Origin of the sequence: Mycobacterium lentiflavum (assembly GCF_022374895.2) — a bacterium.
Classification (GTDB): Bacteria; Actinomycetota; Actinomycetes; order Mycobacteriales; family Mycobacteriaceae; genus Mycobacterium; species Mycobacterium lentiflavum.
On sequence record NZ_CP092423.2, the window covers coordinates 5,333,325 to 5,356,633 of the forward strand.

Consider the following 23,309-nt stretch of genomic DNA (forward strand, 5'->3'; position numbering starts at 1 on the left):
CTTACCTGCACATGAGCGAACGCAATGTTGCGGTCGTCGGCTTTGCCCACGCCCCGCACGTCCGCCGCACTGACGGCACCACCAACGGCGTCGAGATGTTGATTCCGTGTTTCGCCCAGCTCTACGAGGAGCTGGGCATCGCCCGGACCGACATCGGGTTCTGGTGCTCCGGATCGTCCGATTACCTTGCCGGACGCGCCTTTTCGTTCATCTCGGCGATCGACTCGATCGGCGCCGTCCCGCCGATCAACGAGTCGCACGTCGAGATGGATGCGGCCTGGGCCCTCTACGAGGCCTACATCAAGATCCTGACCGGCGAGGTGGACACCGCGCTGGTGTACGGCTTCGGCAAGTCCTCGGCCGGCATCCTGCGCCAGATCCTGTCCCGGCAGACCGACCCGTACACCGTCGCGCCGCTGTGGCCCGACTCGGTGTCGATGGCCGGACTGCAGGCGCGGATGGGTCTCGACTCCGGCAAGTGGAGCGAAATGCAGATGGCCCGAGTCGCATTCGATGCCTTCGCCAACGCCCGCCGCGTCGACAAGGTGGAATCAGCGGTCAATGTCGAGGGTCTGCTCGACCGGCCCTTCTTCGCCGACCCGCTGCGACGGCACGACATCGCACCGATCACCGACGGCGCTGCCGCGATCGTGCTGGCCGCCGACGACCGCGCGCGCGAGTTGCGCGAAAACCCGGCCTGGATAACCGGAATCGAGCATCGCATCGAAACCCCGGTGCTCGGTGCGCGCGACCTCACCGACTCTCCGTCGACGCGGGCCGCGACCAAGGCGGCCACCGGTGGCACCACCGCAAACCTCGACGTGGCCGAGATCCATGCGCCGTTCACCCACCAGCACCTGATCCTGGCGGACGCCATCCGGATCCCGGGGAAGACGAAAGTCAATCCGTCCGGCGGTGCGCTGTCGGCCAACCCCATGTTCGTTGCCGGTCTCGAGCGCATCGGATTTGCCGCACAACACATCTGGGACGGTTCTGCGAATCGGGTGCTGGCGCACGCCACCAGCGGACCGGCGCTGCAACAGAACCTGGTCGCGGTCATGGAAGGAAAGAACTGATGGCCGGTGCAGGAGCGCACCTCGCCGCGGTACTGGGTACCGGGCAAACCAAGTATGTAGCCAAGCGCAAGGACGTCTCGATGAACGGCCTGGTGCGTGAGGCCATCGATCGGGCGCTGGCCGACTCCGGTTCCACATTCGACGACATCGACGCGGTAGTGGTCGGCAAGGCGCCCGACTTCTTCGAGGGCGTCATGATGCCGGAGCTGTTTATGGCCGACGCCATGGGCGCCACCGGCAAACCGCTGATCCGGGTGCACACCGCTGGATCGGTCGGCGGATCCACCGCGGTGGTGGCGGCCAGCCTGGTGCAGTCGGGCAAGTACCAGCGCGTGCTGGCGATGGCCTGGGAGAAGCAGTCGGAATCAAATGCCATGTGGGCGTTGTCGATTCCGATCCCATTCATCAAGCCGGTCGGCGCCGGCGCGGGTGGCTACTTCGCCCCGCACGTGCGCTCGTACATCCGCCGCTCAGGGGCACCGTTGAACATCGGCGCCATCGTCGCGGTCAAGGACCGGCTCAACGGGGCCCGCAACCCGCTGGCCCACTTGCACCAGCCCGACATCACCGTGGAAAAAGTGATGGAGTCCCCCATGCTGTGGGATCCGATCCGCTACGACGAGACCTGCCCGTCGTCCGACGGTGCCGCCGCGGTCGTGATCGGTAACGAGGAGATCGCCGAAGCCCGGCTGGCGCAGGGAGAGCCGGTGGCATGGATCCATGCGACCGCACTGCGCACCGAGCCGCTGCAGTTCTCGGGCCGCGACCAGGTCAGCCCGCAGGCCAGCCGTGACGCGGCCGCGGCGCTGTGGGAAGCGGCCGGCATCAAGAGCCCGATCGACGAGATCGACGCGGCCGAGATCTACGTGCCGTTCTCCTGGTTCGAGCCAATGTGGTTGGAAAGCCTCGGCTTTGCGCCCGAGGGTGAAGGCTGGAAGCTCACCGAGTCCGGCGAGACCGCGATCGGCGGCAAGCTACCGGTGAACCCGTCCGGCGGGGTGCTGTCGTCGAACCCGATCGGTGCGTCGGGCCTGATTCGCTTTGCCGAGTCGGCAATTCAGGTGATGGGCAAGGGCGGCGACCACCAGGTTCCGAACGCCCGAAAAGCGTTGGGGCACGCCTACGGTGGCGGCTCGCAGTACTACTCCATGTGGGTGGTCGGTGCCGACAAGCCCGAGAAGGCAAGCGCGTGAGCCAAAATCCGGCCCACGAGGCGGGCCGTCGCTCGCGCGAGGCGGTCGGGGCCAGGGACAAACAAGCCTGGCTTGCGGTGTTCACCGACGACGCGATCGTCGAGGATCCCATCGGACCGTCGGCCTTCGACCCCGAAGGTAAGGGACATCGCGGTCGCGACGCCATCTCGGCGTTCTGGGACAAGGCCATCGCCCCCACCACCAAGATCGAGTTCTTCTTCCGCGATACCTACCAGTGCGGTAACGAGGAAGCCAACGTCGGCTACATCCTGATCACGACGGGTGACTATCAAACGACGGCCGAAGGCGTGTTCACGTACAAGGCCAACGACGAAGGCAAACTGGTTGCCCTGCGCGCGTATTGGGAGATGGACCGCGCGGCCGCAAATACCCGCAAGGTCTAGGTGCTCGGCAATCCGTTCCCCGAATTCACCGGGAACGTCCTGTGCGCGTGCAACGTCGCGCGGTATCCTCCTGGTTCCCATGGACGAAATCAGGTCGCAAACACCCACAACGAGTCGATCGCACCATCGGCTGCGGATCCTGTCCATCGCCGGTGCCGCAATCCTGGTGATCCTCGCGGTCGTCGCCGTCTACCTTCTATTCGGGCGCACGTCGGCGACACCGGCCTCGACCAAACCCAGTCCGACGCCGAATGCTGCGGGGCGGTCCGGCCAGGTTGCGCTGCCGTTCGAGCTCGTGGATACCGACGGGCTGGAGGTGGATGGCGTCGGCGACGTCTACGTCTCCGACGCGGGCTCCGACCGGGTGTGGGAGCTGAAAGCCGGCTCTGACAAGCCGAATGTGCTCCCGTTCACCGGGCTCAAGGAGCCCGGCGGGTTGGCGGTGGACGGCAGCAATGCCCTCTATGTGGTCGACCAGAGAAACAATCGGGTACTGAAACTGCCGGCCGGCTCCAGCACCCAGATCGAATTGCCGATGACCGGGCTCGCGGATCCCCATGGAATAGCGGTGAATAGCCGCGGGAACGTCTTCGTCGCCGACTTTCAGGGCAATCGCGTGCTGGAATTGCCCGCAGGCTCGAATACTCAGGTGGAGGTGCCATTCGCCGGACTGGACCGACCGTACGACCTGGCCGTGGACGAGGCCGATACCGTGTATGCGGCCGACGCCGGCAACAACCGGGTGGTGAAACTGGCCGCGGGGACGACCACCCCGGTCGTCCTGCCATTCACCGGCCTGAATTTTCCGAACAGTGTGGCGATCGACCACAGCGGCAATGTGTACGTGACCGACCTGAACAACAATCGAGTGCTCAAGCTCTCGGCCGGTTCAAATACCGAATCCCGACTGCCCTTCGATAATTTGAGCGCCCCGTTCGAGGTGGCAGTGAGCCCGCAGGGCGATATTTACGTCGCTGATTTTCGCAACCGGGTGCTCAAAATGCCGGCGGGATACGAAACGATCGCGTTGGGAAGTTGAGCGGTATTTCGGGCGGGCGAGCGCTTCTTCGGAACTTGCTATGCGTCGGAAAAGCAGAGCGGTAGTGTCCTGGTGTCGCGAACACCGTGGTAGTTGAGGAGCCGGTCATGGACGACGATTGGGAGATCGAGACGCCTGCAAAGGCCCCGCCGCCACGGCGGTCACGACCCTCTCTGACGATCATGGCCGCCGCGGCCGTCATGATCCTTACCGGCCTCGGCGTGGCCGGATACTTCGCCTTCGCGCGATCGTCGTCCGGCAACGCATCGTCGCCCCAGACCACGACAACCAGCGCCGCGCCGCCCCCGACTGGCGCGGTCGTGCTGCCGTTCACCCTCGCGGATCCCGAAGGCGTGGAGGTGGACAAGGCCGGCAATGTGTATGTCGCCGACTCGGGCGGCAACCGGGTGCTGGAATTGCGGGCCGGCTCCAACACGCCAATCGAGTTGCCGTTCACCGGCCTGAACCGTCCTGCCGGTCTGGCCACGGACCACGACGGCAATCTCTACGTCGTCGACCAATACAACAAGCGGGTGCTGAAGCTTCCCGCCGGCTCCAAGACTCAGGTCGAGCTTCCGTTCACGGGCCTGACCGAACCGCATGGGGTGACAGCGGACAGCGCCGGCAACGTCTACGTCGCCGACTTCAAGAACAACCAGGTGCTCGAAATGCCCACTGGCTCAACCGTTCAGGTTCCGGTTCCGTTCACCGGACTTAACCAGCCCTACGATCTCGCGGTCGACAGCGCGGACGCGATCTACGTCGCCGACGCCGGCAACAATCGGGTGCAGAAGCTGCCCACCGGGACGACCACCCCGGTCATTCTCCCGTTTACCGGCCTGAACTTTCCGAACAGTGTGGCCGTCGATCGCAGCAACAGCGTCTACGTCACCGACTTGAACAACAATCGGGTACTGCGATTGACGGCGGGCTCGAACACGGTGTCAGTGTTGCCTTTCGGCGATCTGTTCGCGCCCTACGGAATCGCGGTCGGACCGCAGGATGACGTGTATGTGGTCGACTTCCGCAACCGGGTGCTGAAGTTGCCGGCCGGATATCAGCCGACAGAACTTTCGCATTGATCCCGATGGCCTAGATCGGCTCCAGCCCGGTGAGATGCCGCTGCGCGAGATCGCGATAGGCCTGCGGATTCAGGTTGATCCACATCTCGGCACCCGTTCCGGCGATCGGGCCCTTGATCTGGGCTGGCGCTCCGACGACAAGCACCCCGGTGGGAATCTGCGTGCCCGCGGTCACCAGGGAATGCGCTGCGACCAGGCTGCGCGCACCGATCACCGCGCCGTCGAGAACCGTGGCATGGTTGGCGATCATCGCCTCAGACCCCACGTGAACCCCATGAATGACACACATATGGGCCACCGTCGCGCCCGGTCCGATGTCGACGGGAATGCCCGGCGGCGCGTGCAACACCGATCCGTCCTGCACATTGGCGCCTTCGCGCACGACGATCGGCCCATAATCGCCGCGCAGTACGGCGTTGAACCAGACCGACGCCCCGGCCTCGACCGTGACGTCGCCGATCAGGGTCGCGGTCGGCGCCACGAAAGCCGTGGGATCGATCCGTGGCGCCCGCCCCTCGAAAGCGAACAGTGGCATCGTCTAGATATACCCCAAGCATGACCCGGCCCCCGGGACACCGCAGTTAGACCCGCTGTCGTTGCGCGTCGGTGTCAGAAAACTGTAACGTGTTCTAGTTAGAGGGCAATCAAGTTGGAGGTGACAGGTGAGTACCGACACCAAGGCGGTCGGCATCCGGGAAATCGATCCCGGCGCGTTGCCGACCAGATACGCCCGTGGCTGGCACTGTCTGGGCGTCGCAAAGGACTTCCAAGACGGTAAGCCGCATTCCGTTCAGGCTTTCGGCACCAAGCTGGTGGTCTTCGCAGACTCGAAGGGCGAGATCAAGGTTCTCGACGGCTACTGCCGCCACATGGGCGGAGACCTGTCCGAGGGCACCATCAAGGGCGACGAGGTCGCCTGCCCGTTCCACGACTGGCGCTGGGGCGGCGACGGCCGCTGCAAGCTGGTGCCGTACGCCAAGCGCACGCCCAAGACGGCCCGCACCCGGTCGTGGACGACCGATGTGCGCGGCGGCCTGCTGTTCGTGTGGCACGACCATGAACAGAATCCGCCCGACCCCGCGGTCCGAATCCCCGACATCCCGGAAGCCCACAGTGACGAGTGGACCGAGTGGCGCTGGAACAGCATCCTCATCGAGGGGTCCAACTGCCGCGACATCATTGACAACGTCACCGATATGGCGCATTTCTTCTACATCCACTTCGGGTTGCCGACGTACTTCAAGAATGTCTTCGAGGGTCACATCGCCTCGCAGTACCTGCACAACGTGGGCCGGCCGGACGTCAGCGATTTGGGCACCTCCTACGGCGAGGCGCACCTGGACTCCGAAGCGTCCTACTTCGGCCCGTCGTTCATGATCAACTGGCTGCACAACAGTTATGGCGGCTACAAGGCCGAGTCGATTCTGATCAACTGCCACTACCCGGTGACCCAGAACTCGTTCGTGCTGCAGTGGGGGGTCATCGTCGAAAAGCCCAAGGGCATGGACGAAAAGATGACCGAAAAGCTGTCCCGGGTCTTCACCGAGGGTGTCAGCAAGGGCTTTTTGCAAGACGTCGAGATCTGGAAGCACAAGACGAGGATCGACAACCCCCTGCTGGTTGAGGAAGACGGCGCCGTGTACCAGCTGCGTCGCTGGTATCAGCAGTTCTATGTCGATGCCGCCGACGTCGAACCGGAAATGGTGGAGCGCTTCGAGATCGAGGTCGACACCACCCGTGCCATCGAACACTGGAACGTTGAGGTTGCCGAGAACCTCAAGGCACAGGATGCCGAAACCGCTGCGGCCCAAGAAGTTCCAGCCGAACAGCACTGACGACATGGGTGACGATCAGCCGACGATTCCCGACGTCGATCGGCTCGCCCGATCGATGCTACTGCTGCATGGCGACGGCCACGACCACGACCACGAGGACAAGCCCGCACGCAACGGTGGCTCTGGATCTTGGTCGAAGTCAAGGGATTTCGCGAACGACCCGCAGCGGGCAGCCGCGGTCCGCGAGGCCAGCCTGGCCGATCGGCAGCGCTACCTGACCTCAGGTCTGCAGCCGGTCGATTGCCGCTTCTGCCATGTCACGGTGACCGTGCGCAGGCTGGGACCGGGACATACCGCGGTGCAATGGAATACCGACGCGTCGCAGCGTTGTGCTTACTTCGCCGGGGTGCGTGAATCCGGCGGTGACCCCGCACGAACCAAGTCCTGCCCTCGCCTGTCCGACAGCATCGAACACGCGGTGGCCGAGGGCTACCTGGAGCGTACGGAAGACTGATTCAGCGTGGCGATTGCCTCGATCCGCGTCGAGTGCGCGCCCAGGGCGGCAAGATTGCCGAAATTCCGTCCAGGAGCACCACTCAACGCGGCCGACGCACACTCGACGCGGACTCGGACCGCGCCGGCCCACCCGATCACAGCCCGGCGAAGCGTTCCTTGACCTCGTCCGCGGTGAGCCCGTAGTCGGCCAGCGAGTATTTGTGTTTCGGAGCCCGCGCGCCGGTCTGACTCTCGGCGTGGCTTTCCTCCATGGCCTTTCGCGCCTCGTCAGTCAGGTTCAGGCCGAAGTGGCGATATACCGTGGCGACCGTTGCGAGCGGATCGGCGATCAAGTCGTGGTAGTCGACGTCGCAGAACTGGGCGGGGTCGTATTTGGCGCGTGCGGTGTTGAACAACTGCAGACCGCGCGACCAGGTTTCCATCGCGTCAGCACCGATCTGGGCGCCGGAGAAGCTCGTCGACCATCCCTCGGCGGTGTGCTGCGCCAACGAGCACATCGATGCCAAGATCGTCTCCACCGGCCGGTGCGTCTGGATCACCAGGGCGTCCGGATAGGTCGCCATCAACGCGTCCAGCGCAAACAGATGGCTGGGATTCTTGAGCACCCAACGCTTTTCGACGTCGTTCAGCCCGATCAGCTGAAGGTTGCGACGGTGCCGCCGGTATGACGGCGTCCAGTCCTGCCGCGAGAGCCACTGCGAGTAGGTAGGTAGATGCGACAGCGTCTCATAGGACACCGAATGCAGCGACTGGCGCAGCAGCTGCCAGCACTCCTCCAGCTCATAGGCGGCCATGAAATGCAGGCCGGTGTATTCCGGATTCTCCGCGTGAGCCTTTTCGAACTGCGCGTTCAGCGAGCTGTACCACGGGTTGGCATCCCACTCGTCCCGCGGCGGACGCGGTTGCGGGAACTCGGCCAGCCACAGGTGCAGTCCCTGATGCACAGGATCGGCTCCGAGCAGGCGGTGCAAGATCGTGGTGCCGGTGCGCGGCAGGCCGGTGACGAAGATCGGCCGCTCGATGCCCACCTCGGCGTGCTGCGGATACTGCTTCCAGGCCGCTTCGGAGAACAGCCTGGACACCAACGCGCCGCGCAAGAAGAAACGATTCATCTTGCTACCCAACGGAGTTAGGTCGGCATCGCGCCGGTAGGACTCCAGCAGCACCTCAAGGGCTTCGCGGTAGTTGTCGTCGTCAACGCCGAAGTCGTCGAGCCCCACCAGCTTGGTGGCCGAGGCCTGCATGTCCTCGACGGTGCCCACGTCGGTGCGCTCAACCCTCATCTCGCCGGCTCCTCCTCATCGCTTCGCGCATCGTCGATGGCGGCATTAGGTGTGGTACTCCCCGCAGTTGACGTCCAATGTCTGCCCGGTGATGCCGCTGGATAGATCGCTGGCCATGAACAGAATCGCCGAGGCAACCTCGTCCTCGGTGGGCAGCCGCTTCAAGTCGGAGTTCGCCGCGGTGGCCTGGTAGATCTCCTCGGCCGTGGTCCCGTACTTGCCGGCCTGGTGGTTGAAGTAGGCCTGCAACGTGTCACCCCAGATGTAACCGGGCGCAACGGAATTGACGCGAATACCCTTCTCGCCGAGTTCGGTGGCCAGCGACTGCGACATGGACAGCAGGGCGGACTTGGCCATCTTGTACGCGCCGTACTTAGCCTGCGAGTGCCTCAGCACCATGGAGTTGACGTTGACGACCGAACCCTTGGCGGCCTCCAGCGCCGGCGTGTAGGCCTGGATCAGCCGCAACGCCCCCAGCGCGCTGAGCTCGATCGCGTCACGGATGTGCTGAAATGTGGTGCCCGCCAACGGCTTCATCGAAGGCACCCGGAACGCGTTGTTGATCAGAACGTCGACCTTGCCGTAGGTCGCCATCGTCTGTTCGACGAGATTGTTCACCTGATCGTCGTCGGTGATGTCCGTCGACACCGCCAGCGCCTGGTGGCCGGCGTCCTTGAGTTGCTGGGCGACCTCTTCGAGCCGCTCGGCGGTGCGTGCCGCAAGCACCAGATCCGCCCCGTCGCGTGCACATCGGTGTGCCAGGGTGGTACCGAGGCCCGGTCCGACGCCACTGATGACGACTACCTTCTTCTTGAGCATCCCGGACATCGTCACCCCAGCATCCTTGCTTGAATTTGACGCTGGCGCAGCGCAATTCGTTCACGCCAATCGTCCTCGGAAATCTTGTTGTGGTCGAAATACGGCAACTTGCTCGCCACCGCGTCGAGGTCGACCAGCTCCACGGTCGGCCCGTCGGCATCGGTCAGCTCGCGCGACACCCGCTGCCAGCGGAATTGCAGATACCCGCGCCGGTGCCCCAAGGTCTCGACCCAGTTGGTCACACCCGGATTCCCGTCGGCGACCACGATGCGGACCTTGCCGTCCGGATCCGCCTGTGCCTGAGTGTTGTTCAGCGAGGTCTGGTGGTTGATGTAGTCCAGCGAGATGTACCACAGGCTGCCGAGCTGAAAGCCGAGATAGGGCGCATCGCTGACCGGAATGGTGATGATCAGCGCCTGGTCGGGATTCAGCTCATAGTGACCCACTGACGAATACTGGGTCGCCAGCCCACCCGGAGTCAGCCGCGGCGCCACCATCGTGTTGACGGGCAGATTCAGGTAGAACCACTGCGGGAATTGCAGCCAGGTCTTCACCCGCTGCACCAACTGCTTTCCGGCTGTGGCGTAACGCTTTTCGATGAGTTCGCGGGTAAGCGGCGGCGGGGCGGTGCCGGCGGTATCGAGTCGGGAAATCGCCAACGTGCCGCGCTGAGCTGACCAGTCGCCGTAGACCTCACGCATTACCAACTGCCCATTGCTGGTTGGCCGCACCCGCCACTCGAACGTGCCGTCGGCGGCGATCTCCAATTCACGGTCGTCGAACGCGGCCTGGCTGGCGGGCACGTTGTCGTCGGTGTATTCACCACCGAGCAGCTGGAAGCTCAAGTCGGTGGTGGTACCGCGGACACCGGTGACCACGTAGTCGTGGTTGGCGTGCAAGCGGGTGCCGAAATACAGGGTGTCGGGATTGTCCAGACCCATCTTGGTGAACGGTCCCGTGCCCGACTGCAGGAATGGGTGATCCCTGTCGTAGTCGAACGCCAAATGGATACACGCCGAGATGCCGCCTGCCAAATATTGGAGTCCCTCTAAGAGGTCGGCTTCGGTCTCGATGTGGGGTGCGGCGGCGACCAGCTTCTCGGCTTCGGCGATCGCATCGGTGAGAGAATCAGAGAACACGCCTAGACGCTAGAACGTGTTCTACTTTTTCGTCAATGGCGAACATTCCCGCGCGTCGCCGCCGGGGTTTACCAACGAGGCCCGCTCGCTAGGAGGTGCACTGCTGGGACAGGTCGATCAGATGCTGCCGCACATCCGGATGCCGGCTCAGGTAGTCCATGACGTTCGGGCCGCCACCCTCCGCCTGAGACTTGGCGGACAGCGTCGCCTTCACGTCGGGATGCCGCGATAGATACGCGTCGATGGATTGCCCCACGGTCTGATTGCACGGATCCGCGCTCGCGATCGGCAGCGCGATCACGCTCGCAGCGGTTGCGGTGAGTAGCCCCCCGGCGATCAGGCCGTACAGTCCGCGGCGACCCATGCCGCTCGTGTTGGATGTCGTCCTCATGCGCGTGACGCTACGCGCGGCAGCTGTGCCCGGGCTGTGCCCCGACTGTGTTTGAGAGCAACCTGTGCCCTATCCGTGCTCGAAGGCAGCGGAGTCAGCGCGCGACCGCAGTGTCGCTGTCTCCGCGAGCGGCAGGTGCCCCCAGCTCGCGCTTGATCTCCAGCGCGATGTCGATCAGCTGATCTTCCTGACCACCGATCAGCTTGCGCTGGCCCGCCCGGTGCAGCAGCTCGTGGGCGGGGACGCCGTAACGCTCGCCCTGACGGACGGCGTGCTTGAGGAAGCTCGAGTAAACCCCGGAGTAACCCATGATCAGCGCGTTGCGGTCGAGCAGGCACTCGGCCGGCATGGCCGGGCGCACCACCTCCTCGGCGGCGTCGGCGATGTCGAAGAAGTCGATGCCGGTCTTGACGCCGATCTTGTCGAAGACGCCGATCAGGGCCTCGACCGGCGCGTTGCCCGCGCCCGCGCCGAAGCGGCGCACGCTGCCGTCGATCTGCTTGGCACCGGCGCGCACGGCCTCGACCGAGTTGGCCACGCCGAGCCCGAGGTTCTCGTGGCCGTGAAAACCGACCTGCGCGTCGTCGCCGAGCTCGGCGACCAGCGCCTTCACCCGGTCGGCCACCCCGTCGAGCACCAGGGCGCCGGCGGAGTCGACGACGTAGACGCACTGACAGCCGGCGTCGGCCATGATCCGGGCTTGGGCGGCCAGCTTCTCCGGCGAGATGGTGTGCGCCATCATCAAGAACCCGACGGTTTCCAGGCCGAGTTCGCGGGCCAGCCCGAAGTGCTGGATCGACACGTCGGCCTCGGTGCAGTGGGTGGCGATCCGGCAGATCGAGCCGCCGTTGTTCTGCGCCTCTTTGATGTCCTCCTTGGTGCCGACGCCCGGCAGCATCAGGAACGCGATCTTGGCTTCCTTGGCCGTCTCGGCGGCCAGCTTGATCAGCTCCTGCTCGGGGGTCTTGGAGAAGCCGTAGTTGAACGACGAGCCGCCCAATCCGTCGCCGTGGGTCACCTCGATCACCGGCACCCCGGCCGCGTCGAGGGCCGACACGATCGCCTGGACCTCGTCCTTGGTGAACTGGTGGCGCTTGTGGTGGGAGCCGTCCCGCAGCGACGTGTCCGTCATCCGGACGTCCCACACCGGGTTGAAAAAGATGTCGCTCATGCCTGCGCTCCTCCCGCCTTGGCGGCCAAGGATTCTTTAGCAATCTCTTCGCCGACTTTGGTGGCCGCGGCCGTCATGATGTCGAGATTTCCGGCGTAGGGCGGCAGGTAATCGCCGGCACCCTCGACCTCGACGAACGTCGTGACCACGTGGTTGCCGCCGTTGACCACCGACGGCTCGTCGAACTGCGGCTCGTTGAGCAGCCGGTATCCGGGAACATAGGTCTGCACCTCGGCGACCACGTCGTGGATGGATTTGGCGATCGCGTCGCGGTCGGCGTCCTCGGGAATGGCACAGAAGATGGTGTCGCGCATGATCATCGGCGGATCGGCCGGGTTCAAGATGATGATCGCCTTGCCGCGCTGGGCGCCTCCGATGGTCTCGACGCCCTTGCTGGTGGTCTTGGTGAATTCGTCGATGTTGGCCCGAGTGCCCGGCCCGGCGGACACCGACGACACCGACGCGACGATCTCGGCGTAGGGCACCGTCACCACTCGCGAGACCGCGTAGACGATCGGAATCGTGGCCTGCCCACCGCAGGTGATCATGTTGACGTTGGGCGCATCCAGGTGCTGGCGCAGGTTCGCCGGCGGAATGACCGCCGGGCCCACCGCGGCCGGTGTCAGGTCAATGGCCCGGATCCCGGCGGCCTCGTACTTCGGGGCCGCGTCCCGGTGCACGTAGGCGCTGGTGGCCTCGAACACCAGATCGGGCTTCTCCGATTGGGCCAGCAGCCAGTCGACGCCCTCGTGGGTGGTCTCCAAACCCAGCTTGCGGGCCCGAGCCAAGCCTTCGCTTTCCGGGTCGATCCCCACCATCCAGCGCGGCTCCAGCCAGTCCGATCGCAGGAGCTTGTACAGCAGGTCGGTGCTGATATTTCCCGACCCGACAATCGCCACACTCGCCTTTGCCGGCATGATGCCGCCTTTCCCTGCTCTTTCAGGCGTTAAATCAACTGATTCAAAACTAATCCGAAGCCTATTCGAACGACAAATGGACCGAACCCAGCCCCGTGAATTCGGCGACGAAGTCGTCACCGGGGCGGGCATCGATCGCCTTCGTGCAGGAACCCGGTAGCACGACGTCACCTTTACGCAGCCGCACCCCAAAGCTTTCCACCTTGCGGGCCAGCCATGCCACCGCCGTCACCGGATTGCCCAGCACGGCATCGCTGCGGCCCTCGGCGATCACCTCACCGTTGCGGGTCAGCACCGCGTCGATCGTCTTGACGTCGATGTCGGCGGGCGACACCCGGGACTTGCCCAGCACGTACCCGGCCGATGAGGCGTTGTCGGCGATGGTGTCGCACAACGCGATCTTCCAGTCGGTGATTCGGGTATCGATCAACTCGATCGAAGGCACCAGGGCTTCGGTGGCGGCCAGCACGTCCTCTTCGGTGCACCCGGCTCCCGGCAGGTCGGCGGCCAGGATGAAGCCGACCTCGACCTCCACCCGCGGGTACAAGTATTTGTCCGCCTGGACCGGGATGTCCTCGAACACCTGCATCTCGTCGAGCAGGTGACCGTAGTCCGGCTCGTCGACGCCCATCATCTGCTGCATCGCCTTGCTGGACAGGCCGACTTTGTGGCCCAGCACCCGCGCGCCCTCGGCGACCCGCTGGCGAATGTTGATCAACTGGATCTCGTAGGCGTCGACGACGTCGATGTCGGGGTGCGCGGAGGTTAACGGAGCGATCGGCTCGCGGCTGCGCTCGGCTTGCGCCAGGTCGGCTGCCAGCTCGTCGCGGGTCGCAACACTGAGCATTTACCGAAGTCCCCTCGTCCGTTTGACCGGGCCGGTAGCGGCCAGCCCGGGCAATTCTATAACGTGTTCTACATGACAGCGCAGGAGTACGACGTCGTCGTGGTCGGAAGCGGCGGAGCCGGCATGGTGGCTGCCCTCGCCGCCGCGCACCGAGGCCTTTCGACATTAGTCATCGAGAAGGCCCCGCATTTCGGCGGCTCCACCGCACGGTCCGGGGGCGGCGTCTGGATCCCGAACAACGAAGTCCTCCGGCGCGACGGCGTGAAGGACACACCCGAGGCTGCCCGCACCTACCTGCACGGCATCGTCGGCGATGTGGTCGAGCCCGAGCGCATCGACACTTACCTGCAGCGCGGTCCCGAAATGCTGTCGTTCGTGCTGAAGAACACCCCGTTGAAGATGTGCTGGGTGCCGCGTTACTCCGACTACTACCCCGAGGCGCCGGGCGGCCGCGCGGAGGGGCGCTCGATCGAGCCCAAACCGTTCGACGCGCGCAAGCTCGGTCCCGACGAAGCCGGGCTCGAGCCGGCCTACGGCAAAGTGCCCCTCAATGTGGTTGTGATGCAGCAGGACTACGTGCGGCTGAACATGCTGAAGCGACACCCGCGGGGAGTGCTGCGCAGCTTGAAGGTCGGCGCCCGCACCATGTGGGCGAAGGCGACCGGTAAGAACCTGGTTGGCATGGGCCGGGCGCTGATCGGTCCGTTGCGGATTGGGCTGCAGCGGGCCGGGGTTCCGGTGCAGCTGAACACCGCTTTGACTGATCTCTACGTCGAAGACGGCGTGGTTCGGGGTGTCTACGTCCGCTCCGCTGGCGAGTCTGAATCGGCTGAGCCGCAGCTGATCCGGGCCCGGCGCGGAGTGATCCTGGCCAGCGGCGGCTTCGAGCACAACGAGCAGATGCGGGTGAAGTACCAGCGCGCGCCGATCACCACGGAGTGGACCGTCGGCGCCAAGGCCAACACCGGCGACGGCATCATCGCGGGCGAAAAGCTGGGCGCCGCACTGGATATCATGGAGGATGCTTGGTGGGGCCCGACTGTTCCACTGGTCGGCGCGCCGTGGTTCGCGTTGTCGGAGCGCAACTCGCCGGGCTCGATCATCGTCAACATGTCCGGCAAGCGGTTCATGAACGAGTCGATGCCCTACGTCGAAGCCTGCCACCATATGTACGGTGGAGAATTCGGCCAGGGCCCCGGGCCGGGCGAAAATATTCCCGCGTGGCTGGTGTTCGACCAGCAGTACCGGGACCGCTACATCTTCGCGGGACTGCAGCCCGGACAACGCATTCCGACCAAGTGGATGGAATCCGGCGTCATCATCAAGGCCGACACGCTCGAGGAGCTGGCCGAGAAAGCCGGCTTACCCGTCGCCGAGTTCACCGCGACTGTGGCGCGGTTCAACGGCTTTGCCCGCTCCGGAGTCGACGAGGACTTCCACCGCGGTGAGAGCGCTTATGACAAGTACTACGGCGACCCCACCAACAAGCCCAACCCGAACCTCGGCGAGCTCACTCACGCGCCGTATTACGCCGCCAAGATGGTGCCCGGCGATCTGGGGACCAAGGGTGGCATCCGCACCGATGTCCACGGCCGCGCGCTGCGCGACGACGGCAGCGTCATCGACGGCCTCTACGCGGCGGGTAACGTCAGTGCACCGGTAATGGGGCACACCTATCCGGGTCCGGGCGGCACCATTGGGCCGGCGATGACCTTCGGGTACCTCGCCGCGCTGCACATCGCAGGAGAGAACTGACATGCCCATCGATGTAGACGTCGCGCTGGCCGCGGAGCTGGAACCGCTTGAATTCTCTTGGTCCAGTAGCGATATCCAGCTGTATCACCTTGGGCTGGGCGCGGGCGCCGACCCCATGGATCCGCGCGAGCTGCGCTACCTGGTCGACGACACCCCCCAGGTGCTGCCGACCTTCGGCAACGTCGCGGCGTCCTTCCACATGACCAAGCCGCCGACGGTGCAATTCCCCGGCATCGACATCGAGCTGAGCAAGGTGCTGCACGCCAGCGAGCGCATCGAGGTGCCCGGGCCGCTGCCACCGTCGGGTTCGGCCACGGCAATCACCCGGTTCACCGATATCTGGGACAAGGGCAAGGCCGCGGTGATCTGGAGCGAGACGACGGCGACCGCGCCCGACGGCACCGTGCTGTGGACGCAGCGTCGGTCGATCTTCGCCCGCGGTGAGGGCGGCTTCGGCGGCGAGCGCGGGCCTTCCGGGGGCGGGTCGTCGGATGGAGCTCCCGATCGGGCTCCCGACCTCGAGCTCGACGTGCCGATCCTGCCGCAGCAGGCGCTGCTCTACCGGCTGTGCGGCGACCGTAATCCATTGCACTCCGACCCCGAATTCGCTGCTGCCGCAGGCTTTCCCCAGCCGATCCTGCATGGCCTGTGCACCTATGGCATGACCTGCAAGGCCATCACCGATGCGCTACTGGACGGCGACGCTTCGGCTGTCGCCGCTTATGGCGCGCGCTTTGCCGGTGTCGCATTCCCGGGCGAGACGCTCAAGGCCGGCATCTGGAAGGACGACAACCGATTCGTGGCCAGCGTTGTCGCGCCGGCCCGCGACAACGCGGTAGTGCTGTCCGGCGTCGAGCTGGTCCCCGCATAGGGTTTCGCGCCGAGCCCCCGGCGCCTCGCGTCCGGAGTTATCGCGTTCCCGATCGTGAAGTTAGCTTCACGTTCGCCCGCCAGTGTGAAGGTAACTTCACGCTCGACGGGCACGAGCGGCGCGTACCCGCCGGACGATCTCGGCTGGGCGGTCCCCCGCGACTACCCGAATTACGATCCACCCCAAACGCTCGAGCGTTTCTAACCGCCGAACGTCCCAGGTGTATTGCCTGCGGTCGTTGCGGTGTTGCTCGCCGTCATACTCGACCGCGACTTTCAGTTCTTCCCAACCCATATCCAGATAAGCCACCGGCTCACCGAAGTGATCGAAAACTGGGATCTGCGTTTGAGGCGGCGGTAATCCTGCCTGGACGAGCACAATGCGCAGCCAAGACTCCTTCGGCGACTGCGCCCCACTATCACAAAGTGCTATGGCCTCCCTTGCCTGCATGATGCCTCGGCGGCCCGAGTAGCGCTCCGCGAGCAGCTCGACATCGGCGGCCTTGATTCGTGTTGCTCGAGCCAATGCGTCGATGCCCGCAACCGCGGCGGTGATCGGATACCAACAGCCGAGGTCCAGGGTCGTCCTGGGTGGAGAGGTCACGGAGATCCCCCCTACGGCGGTGATCTCGTCATCCTCGATACGGTCGCCATGAGCCCGGATCCCAGCTTGAGGGTGGCGGTTGTCGTGAATGAGGTCCACCACCGTCGCGCCCTCGACCCATTTGCTCCCGTGCAGCGCCGCCGCGGAGAAACCGGCGACCACACCCTGACGCCCGCTCCACAACCATCCCGCCCGCGCGCGCAGCGCGGCGGTAACGTCGGCATCCCGACTGACATACACATTTCGGAAAAGACGGGTATAGCCATTGGATAGCTGACCCCTGGTTACTGCGCCTCGAGCGATGGCCTCACTACCAAGGAACGGCTCACCCACGATCGCAGCGTCGCACGGCTCGCCGGCCTCGTCACTTCACTCGTCGGGCGTGCAGTTAGTTTCACGCTCGACCGCGAACGTGAAACTAACTGCACACTCGGCGCAGAGAGGAAGCAGAGGTCAGCCGAGGATCAGCCCGGAGGTGGGCACACCTGTTCCGGCGGTGACGAGTACGTGCTCGACGTCGGGCACCGGGTTCACCGATGTGCCCCGCAGCTGCCGCACCCCCTCCGCGATGCCGTTCATGCCGTGGATATAGGCCTCGCCGAGCTGGCCGCCGTGAGTGTTGATGGGCAGCCGCCCGCCCACCTCGACCGCGCCGTTGGCGATGAAGTCCTTGGCCTCGCCGCGACCGCAGAAACCCAACTCCTCCAACTGAATCAGCGTGAAGGGCGTGAAGTGGTCGTAAAGAATCGCAGTCTGGATGTCGGTCGGCTTGAGACCGGATTGCCGCCACATCTGCTGACCGACCAACCCCATCTCGGGTAGCCCCAATTCGGGGCGGTAGTAGCTGACCATCGTGTACTGGTCTGGGCTGGACCCCTGAGCCGCGGCCTCGATGATCGCCGGTCGCTGCTTGAGGTCCTTCGCCCGCTCCGGTGACGTCACCACAATTGCGACGGCTCCGTCGGTCTCCTGGCAGCAGTCCAGCAGCCGCAGCGGCTCGGCGATCCACCGCGAATTCTGATGGTCCTCAATGGTTATCGGCTTCTCGTAGAAGTACGCCTTGGGGTTCTTGGCAGCGTGCTTGCGATCCGCCACCGAGATGGCGCCGAAATCGCGGCTCGTCGCGCCCGACCAATGCATGTACCGCTGGGCGATCATCGCGACTTGCGCGGCCGGCGTCGACAACCCATGCGGATACGAGAACGAGTTGTCGGCCGCGGTCGAATCAGCCTGCACGCCGGCGTTTCCCACCAGCCTGGTCTGCACCTGGCCGAATCGCATGCCCGAGCGCTCGTTGAAGGCCCGGTAGGCGACGACGACGTCGGCCACACCGGTCGCCACGGCCATCGCCGCATGCAGGATGGTCCCGCACGCGGCGCCGCCACCGTAACCGGTCTGGGCGAAGAACTTCAGGTCGCCGATGCCGACCGCACGCGCGACGGCGGTCTCGTTGTTCGTGTCCATCGTGAACGTGGTCAGCCCGTCCACGTCGGACGGGCGCAGGCCCGCGTCGTCCAAAGCATCCAGAACCGCCTCGGCCGCCAGCCTTAGCTCACTGCGGCCGGAGTCCTTGGAGAAGTCGGTGGCGCCGATGCCAACGATCGCAGCCTTACCCGACAACATCAGGCACCCCCGATCGTGAGCGTCACGTTCGCGATGACGTGGTCACCAAGACTGTTGCGGCCGAACACTTTCAACGTGATCAGGTCATCGTCGATGGCGGTCACCTCACCGGAGAAGGTAACGGTGTCGTAGGCATACCACGGCACTCCAAGCCGTAGCCCGATCGATTTGATCAGCGCCGTCGGTCCCGCCCAGTCGGTGACGTAGCGCTGTACCAATCCCGTATCGGTCAGGATGTTGACGAAGATGTCCTTGGAACCCTTGGCCTGCGCCAGGTCCCGGTCATGGTGCACATCCTGAAAGTCCCGGGTGGCCAGCGCCGTGGAGATGATGAATGTCGGCGAACCCTCCAGCTTGAGTTCGGGCAGGACGGTGCCCACTTCCACAACGGGTGCGCTCATGCGTCCGGCTCCCAGGCGTACAGGCTCCACTGTGGCCCGGACTCGCCGGCCGGGAAGTCGATGTAGGTTGCGCGAACCGGCATTCCGATCTTGATCGCGGCATGGTCCACCCCGCGCAGCTCGCCGAGCATCCGAACGCCCTCTTCCAGTTCGACCAGCGCGATCACGAAGGGCAGGGTGCGACCGGGCACCTTCGGCGCGTGGTGCACCACGTAGCTGTACAAGGTGCCACGACCGCTGGCCACCACGAAGTCGATGGGGTCGGCTTTGTCCTGCCACACGGCCGGCACCGGCGGGTGCTGCAGGCTGCCGTCGGGCCGCCGCTGGATGCGCAACTCGTGGGCTTTGACGCCCTCCCAGAAGAACGCGGTGTCACGCGACATCGCCGGACGCATCATGGCATCGGCGTCCAGGTCCGCGGGGACGGCGGCCGCATCGGCAGTCGCATCCTGGGGTTTGAATTTCAGTATGCGCCAAGCCATCTCGGCGACATCCTCGTCGCCCACCCGCCAAGTGATGTGCTGGTTGATGAACCAGCCCTCGCCGAGCGCGGTCTGCTTCGGGCCGACGACGTCGCGCATCTCGGAGTGGATCGTGACCCGCTCACCCGGACGTAGATACCGGTGGTAGGTCTGCTCGCAGTTGGTCGCGACCACGCCGATGTAACCGGCGTCATCGAACAGCTGCATGATCGGGCCCATGGGGTCGTCGGTCGGGCGCTCCCCACCCTGGCCGAACATCGTCCAGACCTGAATCATGGCCGGCGGAGCCACGATTCCCGGATGACCCGCAGCCTTGGCGGCGGCCTCGTCGACATAGATCGGGTTGGCGTCGCCGAGGGCCTCGACCCAGTTGTTGATGATCGGCTGGTTCACCGGATCCCGGGCGTCGCGCGGCGCGGCGACAACGGTGGCGGTGATCTCCGCGACCGCTTCCTTGATGTCGGTCATCGAGGCACCCTCGGCACTTTGAGGCCGGCCGCCGCGATCATCTCGCGCATCACTTCGTTCACGCCTCCGCCGAAGGTAATCACCAGGTTGCGCTTGGTCTGCGAGTCCAGCCATTCCAGCAACTCGGCGGTGTCCGACTCGGCCGGGTTGCCGTATTTGCCGACGATCTCCTCGGCCAGTCGACCGATACGCTGAATGCTTTCGGTACCAAAGACCTTCGTCGACGCGGCATCCGCGACGTTGATATCCTCCCCGGCGGCGGCCACCTGCCAGTTGAGCAACTCGTTGATCCGCCACATCGAGTAGATCTCGCCGAGCGCGCGCTTGACGTCATCGTGGTCGATCGGCGTGACCCCGTTTCCGCCCGGCTTGGACGCCCACGCATGCAGGCGGTCGTAAATGCCCGCCGTGCGTCCAGCCGGACCCAGCATCACCCGCTCGTTGTTGAGTTGCGTGGTGATCAGCCGCCAGCCGCCGTTCTCTTCGCCGACGAGCATGTCGGCCGGCACCCGCACGTCGTTGTAGTACGTCGCATTGGTGTGGTGGGCACCGTCGGACAGGATGACCGGCGTCCAGGAGAAGCCGGGATCCTTGGTGTCGACGATCAGGATCGAAATACCCTTGTGCTTCACGGCTTCCGGGTCGGTGCGGCATGCCAGCCAGATGTAGTCGGCATCATGCCCTCCGGTGGTCCACATCTTTTGGCCGTTGACGATGTACTCGTCGCCCTGGCGCACGGCCGACGTGCGCAGCGATGCCAGATCGGTTCCCGCCTCGGGTTCGCTATAGCCGATCGCGAAGTGCACCTCACCGGCGAGGATCGCCGGCAGAAACTTCTTCTTCTGCAACTCGCTGCCGTACTGCTGCAGCGTCGGGCCGACCGTCTGCAGCGTCACCGCGGGCAGCGGCACGTCGGCGCGGTGCGCCTCGTTGACGAAAATCGACTGCTCGATCGGGCCGAAACCCAAGCCGCCGAACTCTTTTGGCCAACCGACCCCCAGCTTCCCGTCCTGGCCCATCCGCCGGATCACCGCGCGATAGGCCTCGTTGTGACGGTCGGACTCCATCGCCTTCGCCTCTTCGGGCGTAATCAGATTCGAGAAGTATTCGCGGAGCTCCGCTTGCAGCGCACGCTGCTCGGGAGTCAGGTCTATGAACATTGCGCTCCCACCAGATCGAGGCGTGCAGATGGCCCGCCCAGTAGCCGGGTCAGGTCTTTGATCGTGGAGTAGTACCGGTGCATCGGATAGGTGATGTCCATGCCCATGCCGCCGTGCAAATGATGGCAGGTCTGCATCACCGGGGGGGCCTGCGACGCGATCCAATATCCGAGCACATCGAGATCGGCCTGCAACTGGGGGGCGGGTTCGCCCCCCAAGGACAGCCGCCACACCACCGACTTCGCGGCCAAATTAATGGTGCGCGAGGCGATGTAGACCTCGGCCAGCTGCGCTGCCACGGTCTGGAAGGTCGACAGCGGCTTGCCGAACTGCTTGCGCCCGGCCACGTAGTCGGCGGTCAGCCGCAGCGCGCCGGCCACCAGCCCGTCGGCGAAGGCGCCGATCGCCGCCAGTACCAGCTCATTGACCCGGCGCGCGGTAGCACCGGCCAGCACGTCGGTGTCGGGAACCGCGACCGCGGCGAACGTCACCGTGTACTCGTCGGAACCATTTGACGTCGGCGTGCGCACCAGCTCGACGCCTTCGGCCTTCGGCGATACCACGACGACCGCGTTGTCGGCCGTCACGATGATCCAGTCCGCTTGCTCGGCATATGCCACAGCGACTTTCGTGCCGGACAACCGCCCGTCGGCGAAGGTGGTGGCGGGCCGGTCGGGCAGCGCCGAGCCGGGTTCGTTGAGCGCCGCGGTCAGCACCCCGTCCTTGGCCCCTGTTACCAAGCCGGCCAGGAATCGGTCCTGCTGTTCGTCGGAGGCCAGATCCAACAGCGGCACCACGCCGAAACCCAACGTGGCCAGGGCCGGCGTGATCGCACCGCGCCGGCCGACCTCGGTCAACACCGTGGCGACCTCGGGCAGGCCCACACCGTCACCGCCAAGGCGTTCCGGTACCGGCAGCGCCGTCACACCGCCGCGCACCAAAGCATCCCAGCCCAAATCCTTTTCGAGAACCGACGTGACCACGTCCGCGACAGCCTGCTGCGTTGCAGTGAGATCGAAGTCCATCAGTTGGCAACCGCGCTCTTTCCGGTGTAGTCGACCTGCCAGTGCTTGATGCCGTTGAGCCACCCGGACCGTAGTCGCTCGGGCTCCGAAAGCGGTTTCAGGTCGGGCATGTGGTCGGCAACGGCATTGAAGATCAGATTAATCGTCATGCGGGCCAGGTTCGCGCCGATGCAGTAGTGCGCACCGGTGCCCCCGAAGCCGACGTGCGGATTCGGGTCGCGCAGGATGTTGAACGAGTGCGGGTCGTCGAAGACCTCTTCGTCGAAGTTGGCCGACCGGTAGGACATCACCGCTCGCTGCCCCTTCTTGATCAGCACACCACCCAGCTCGACGTCCTCGTTGGCAGTGCGCTGGAAGGCCGACACCGGGGTGGCCCACCGGATGATCTCGTCGGCGGTGGTCGACGGGCGCTCCTTCTTGAACAGCTCCCACTGATCCGGGTTGTTCGCCATCGCGATCATGCCGTGGGTGATCGAGTTGCGGGTGGTCTCGTTCCCCGCGACCGCGAGCATCACCACGAAGAAGCCGAACTCGTCGTCGGAGAGCTTCTCGCCGTCGATATCGGCCTGGACGAGCGTGGTGACGATGTCGTCGGTGGGGTTCTCGTTGCGCTCGGCCGCCATCGCCATCGCGTAGGTGATCAGCTCCATCGACGACTGTGCCGGGTCCACGGTGGCGTACTCGGGGTCGGTGCCCCCGGTCATCTCGTTGGACCAGCGGAACAGCTTGTCGCGGTCCTCCTGCGGAACCCCGAGCAGACCCGCGATGGCCTGCAGCGGCAGCTCACACGAGACCTGTTCGACGAAGTCACCACTACCCTCCGCAGCGGCTGTCTTGGCGATGTTCTCCGCGCGCTGGGCGAGCTCGGCTTCCAGGCGCCCGATGGCCCGAGGCGTGAACCCACGAGAGATGATCTTGCGCAGCCGGGTGTGGTGCGGGGCGTCCATGTTCAGCATGACGCTGCGCTGCAGCTCGACCTGCTCACGCTTCATCTCCGGCGGCCAGGTCGGGATGGCGCCGTTTAGCCAGCTCGAGAAGACGTCACTGCGGCGCGAGATCTCCTTGACGTCGGCGTGCTTGGTGACGATCCAGTAGCCGTTGTCTTCGAAGCCGCCCGAACCGCCCGGGATGTCGACCCAGTGAATGGGTTCGGCCTTGCGTAGCTCGGCGAGCTCCGCGACCGGCAGCCCGGCCAGGTTGACGTCGGGGTCCAGAAAGTCGAAGTCTGCGGGAATGTTGGGGGGTGCCATGCTGTATGCGCTCCTCAAT

At 65.0% G+C, this 23,309-nt stretch carries 24 protein-coding genes; 9 read left to right on the forward strand and 15 right to left on the reverse strand.

All coding sequences use genetic code 11. From position 1 onward, the window contains the following. Positions 1–11: 11 nt before the first annotated feature. From MJO58_RS24885 to MJO58_RS24905, 5 genes are all read left to right on the forward strand, one after another. Positions 12–1,076 (forward strand): thiolase family protein, encoded by a 1,065-nt coding sequence (locus tag MJO58_RS24885; RefSeq protein WP_090607135.1) that lies wholly within the window; start codon positions 12–14, stop codon positions 1,074–1,076. Next, entirely contained in the window at positions 1,076–2,269 is a 1,194-nt protein-coding gene (locus MJO58_RS24890; protein ID WP_090607138.1) for a thiolase family protein, read from the forward strand. Before MJO58_RS24885 ends, MJO58_RS24890 begins: the two co-directional genes overlap by 1 nt. Next, positions 2,266–2,673, forward strand: coding sequence for a nuclear transport factor 2 family protein (locus tag MJO58_RS24895; RefSeq protein ID WP_239721314.1), 408 nt, complete (start codon positions 2,266–2,268; stop codon positions 2,671–2,673). The genes MJO58_RS24890 and MJO58_RS24895 overlap by 4 nt, the downstream gene beginning before the upstream one ends. A 79-nt stretch (positions 2,674–2,752) precedes the next feature. Beyond that, positions 2,753–3,712, forward strand: coding sequence for an NHL repeat-containing protein (locus tag MJO58_RS24900; RefSeq protein ID WP_239721315.1), 960 nt, complete (start codon positions 2,753–2,755; stop codon positions 3,710–3,712). 107 nt (positions 3,713–3,819) lie between these two features. Next, positions 3,820–4,794 carry a hypothetical protein gene (locus MJO58_RS24905; protein WP_239721316.1) on the forward strand — a complete coding sequence of 325 codons (975 nt, stop codon included), beginning with the start codon at positions 3,820–3,822 and terminating at the stop codon, positions 4,792–4,794. Positions 4,795–4,804: 10 nt separating this feature from the next. Here MJO58_RS24905 and MJO58_RS24910 read toward each other — a convergent pair whose 3' ends face one another. Further along, positions 4,805–5,329, reverse strand: a complete 525-nt coding sequence (locus MJO58_RS24910) for a gamma carbonic anhydrase family protein (protein WP_090607149.1) — start codon at positions 5,327–5,329, stop codon at positions 4,805–4,807. Between the two features lie 127 nt (positions 5,330–5,456). On the opposite strand from MJO58_RS24910, the gene MJO58_RS24915 reads away from it, so the two are divergent. Both MJO58_RS24915 and MJO58_RS24920 read left to right on the forward strand, forming a co-directional pair. Beyond that, positions 5,457–6,629, forward strand: coding sequence for a 3-ketosteroid-9-alpha-monooxygenase, oxygenase component (locus MJO58_RS24915; RefSeq protein WP_090607151.1), 1,173 nt, complete (start codon positions 5,457–5,459; stop codon positions 6,627–6,629). Between the two features lie 4 nt (positions 6,630–6,633). Next, the gene (locus tag MJO58_RS24920; protein ID WP_239721317.1) at positions 6,634–7,083 is read left to right on the forward strand and encodes a hypothetical protein; all 450 of its coding nucleotides are present in this window, start codon (positions 6,634–6,636) and stop codon (positions 7,081–7,083) included. 136 nt (positions 7,084–7,219) lie between these two features. Here MJO58_RS24920 and MJO58_RS24925 read toward each other — a convergent pair whose 3' ends face one another. The 7 genes from MJO58_RS24925 to MJO58_RS24955 all read right to left on the reverse strand — a co-directional run bounded on the left by MJO58_RS24925 (position 7,220) and on the right by MJO58_RS24955 (position 13,652). Continuing rightward, positions 7,220–8,368 (reverse strand): sulfotransferase family protein, encoded by a 1,149-nt coding sequence (locus MJO58_RS24925; protein ID WP_239721318.1) that lies wholly within the window; start codon positions 8,366–8,368, stop codon positions 7,220–7,222. A 45-nt stretch (positions 8,369–8,413) separates the two neighbouring features. Continuing rightward, positions 8,414–9,196: an SDR family oxidoreductase gene (locus MJO58_RS24930; RefSeq protein WP_090607157.1), complete on the reverse strand. Its 783-nt coding sequence runs from the start codon at positions 9,194–9,196 to the stop codon at positions 8,414–8,416. 2 nt (positions 9,197–9,198) lie between these two features. Continuing rightward, entirely contained in the window at positions 9,199–10,326 is a 1,128-nt protein-coding gene (locus MJO58_RS24935; RefSeq protein WP_239721319.1) for a hypothetical protein, read from the reverse strand. A gap of 88 nt (positions 10,327–10,414) precedes the next feature. Beyond that, entirely contained in the window at positions 10,415–10,717 is a 303-nt protein-coding gene (locus MJO58_RS24940; RefSeq protein WP_090607163.1) for a hypothetical protein, read from the reverse strand. Positions 10,718–10,811: 94 nt separating this feature from the next. Further along, positions 10,812–11,888: a 4-hydroxy-2-oxovalerate aldolase gene (gene dmpG, locus MJO58_RS24945; protein ID WP_090607166.1), complete on the reverse strand. Its 1,077-nt coding sequence runs from the start codon at positions 11,886–11,888 to the stop codon at positions 10,812–10,814. Continuing rightward, positions 11,885–12,805, reverse strand: coding sequence for an acetaldehyde dehydrogenase (acetylating) (locus MJO58_RS24950; RefSeq protein ID WP_090607170.1), 921 nt, complete (start codon positions 12,803–12,805; stop codon positions 11,885–11,887). The genes dmpG and MJO58_RS24950 overlap by 4 nt, the downstream gene beginning before the upstream one ends. 61 nt (positions 12,806–12,866) lie before the next feature. Next, positions 12,867–13,652, reverse strand: a complete 786-nt coding sequence (locus tag MJO58_RS24955) for a 2-keto-4-pentenoate hydratase (RefSeq protein ID WP_239721320.1) — start codon at positions 13,650–13,652, stop codon at positions 12,867–12,869. A gap of 72 nt (positions 13,653–13,724) precedes the next feature. Between MJO58_RS24955 and kstD the strand changes: the two genes are divergently transcribed. Beyond that, positions 13,725–15,407: a 3-oxosteroid 1-dehydrogenase gene (kstD, locus tag MJO58_RS24960; RefSeq protein WP_239721321.1), complete on the forward strand. Its 1,683-nt coding sequence runs from the start codon at positions 13,725–13,727 to the stop codon at positions 15,405–15,407. A gap of 1 nt (position 15,408) precedes the next feature. Further along, positions 15,409–16,278 (forward strand): MaoC family dehydratase, encoded by an 870-nt coding sequence (locus MJO58_RS24965; RefSeq protein ID WP_239721322.1) that lies wholly within the window; start codon positions 15,409–15,411, stop codon positions 16,276–16,278. Positions 16,279–16,374: 96 nt separating this feature from the next. Here the strand turns inward: MJO58_RS24965 and MJO58_RS24970 are convergent, their stop codons facing one another. The 7 genes from MJO58_RS24970 to MJO58_RS25000 all read right to left on the reverse strand — a co-directional run bounded on the left by MJO58_RS24970 (position 16,375) and on the right by MJO58_RS25000 (position 23,290). Then, positions 16,375–17,214, reverse strand: a complete 840-nt coding sequence (locus MJO58_RS24970; RefSeq protein ID WP_239721323.1) for a DUF559 domain-containing protein — start codon at positions 17,212–17,214, stop codon at positions 16,375–16,377. A gap of 120 nt (positions 17,215–17,334) precedes the next feature. Next, the gene (ltp2, locus tag MJO58_RS24975; RefSeq protein WP_239721324.1) at positions 17,335–18,504 is read right to left on the reverse strand and encodes a 17-hydroxy-3-oxo-4-pregnene-20-carboxyl-CoA lyase; all 1,170 of its coding nucleotides are present in this window, start codon (positions 18,502–18,504) and stop codon (positions 17,335–17,337) included. Beyond that, the gene (locus MJO58_RS24980; protein ID WP_090607187.1) at positions 18,504–18,905 is read right to left on the reverse strand and encodes a MaoC family dehydratase; all 402 of its coding nucleotides are present in this window, start codon (positions 18,903–18,905) and stop codon (positions 18,504–18,506) included. The genes ltp2 and MJO58_RS24980 overlap by 1 nt, the downstream gene beginning before the upstream one ends. Beyond that, positions 18,902–19,855 carry a bifunctional MaoC family dehydratase N-terminal/OB-fold nucleic acid binding domain-containing protein gene (locus MJO58_RS24985; protein WP_090607189.1) on the reverse strand — a complete coding sequence of 318 codons (954 nt, stop codon included), beginning with the start codon at positions 19,853–19,855 and terminating at the stop codon, positions 18,902–18,904. Before MJO58_RS24985 ends, MJO58_RS24980 begins: the two co-directional genes overlap by 4 nt. Next, complete coding sequence (gene fadE29 / locus MJO58_RS24990; RefSeq protein ID WP_090607191.1) at positions 19,852–21,015, reverse strand: acyl-CoA dehydrogenase FadE29; 1,164 nt, start codon at positions 21,013–21,015, stop codon at positions 19,852–19,854. The genes MJO58_RS24985 and fadE29 overlap by 4 nt, the downstream gene beginning before the upstream one ends. Then, positions 21,006–22,040, reverse strand: coding sequence for an acyl-CoA dehydrogenase family protein (locus MJO58_RS24995; protein ID WP_090607194.1), 1,035 nt, complete (start codon positions 22,038–22,040; stop codon positions 21,006–21,008). Before MJO58_RS24995 ends, fadE29 begins: the two co-directional genes overlap by 10 nt. Beyond that, a complete protein-coding gene (locus MJO58_RS25000) occupies positions 22,040–23,290 on the reverse strand; it encodes a cytochrome P450 (RefSeq protein WP_090607197.1) in 1,251 nt (416 codons plus the stop codon). The genes MJO58_RS24995 and MJO58_RS25000 overlap by 1 nt, the downstream gene beginning before the upstream one ends. Positions 23,291–23,309 lie beyond the last annotated feature (19 nt).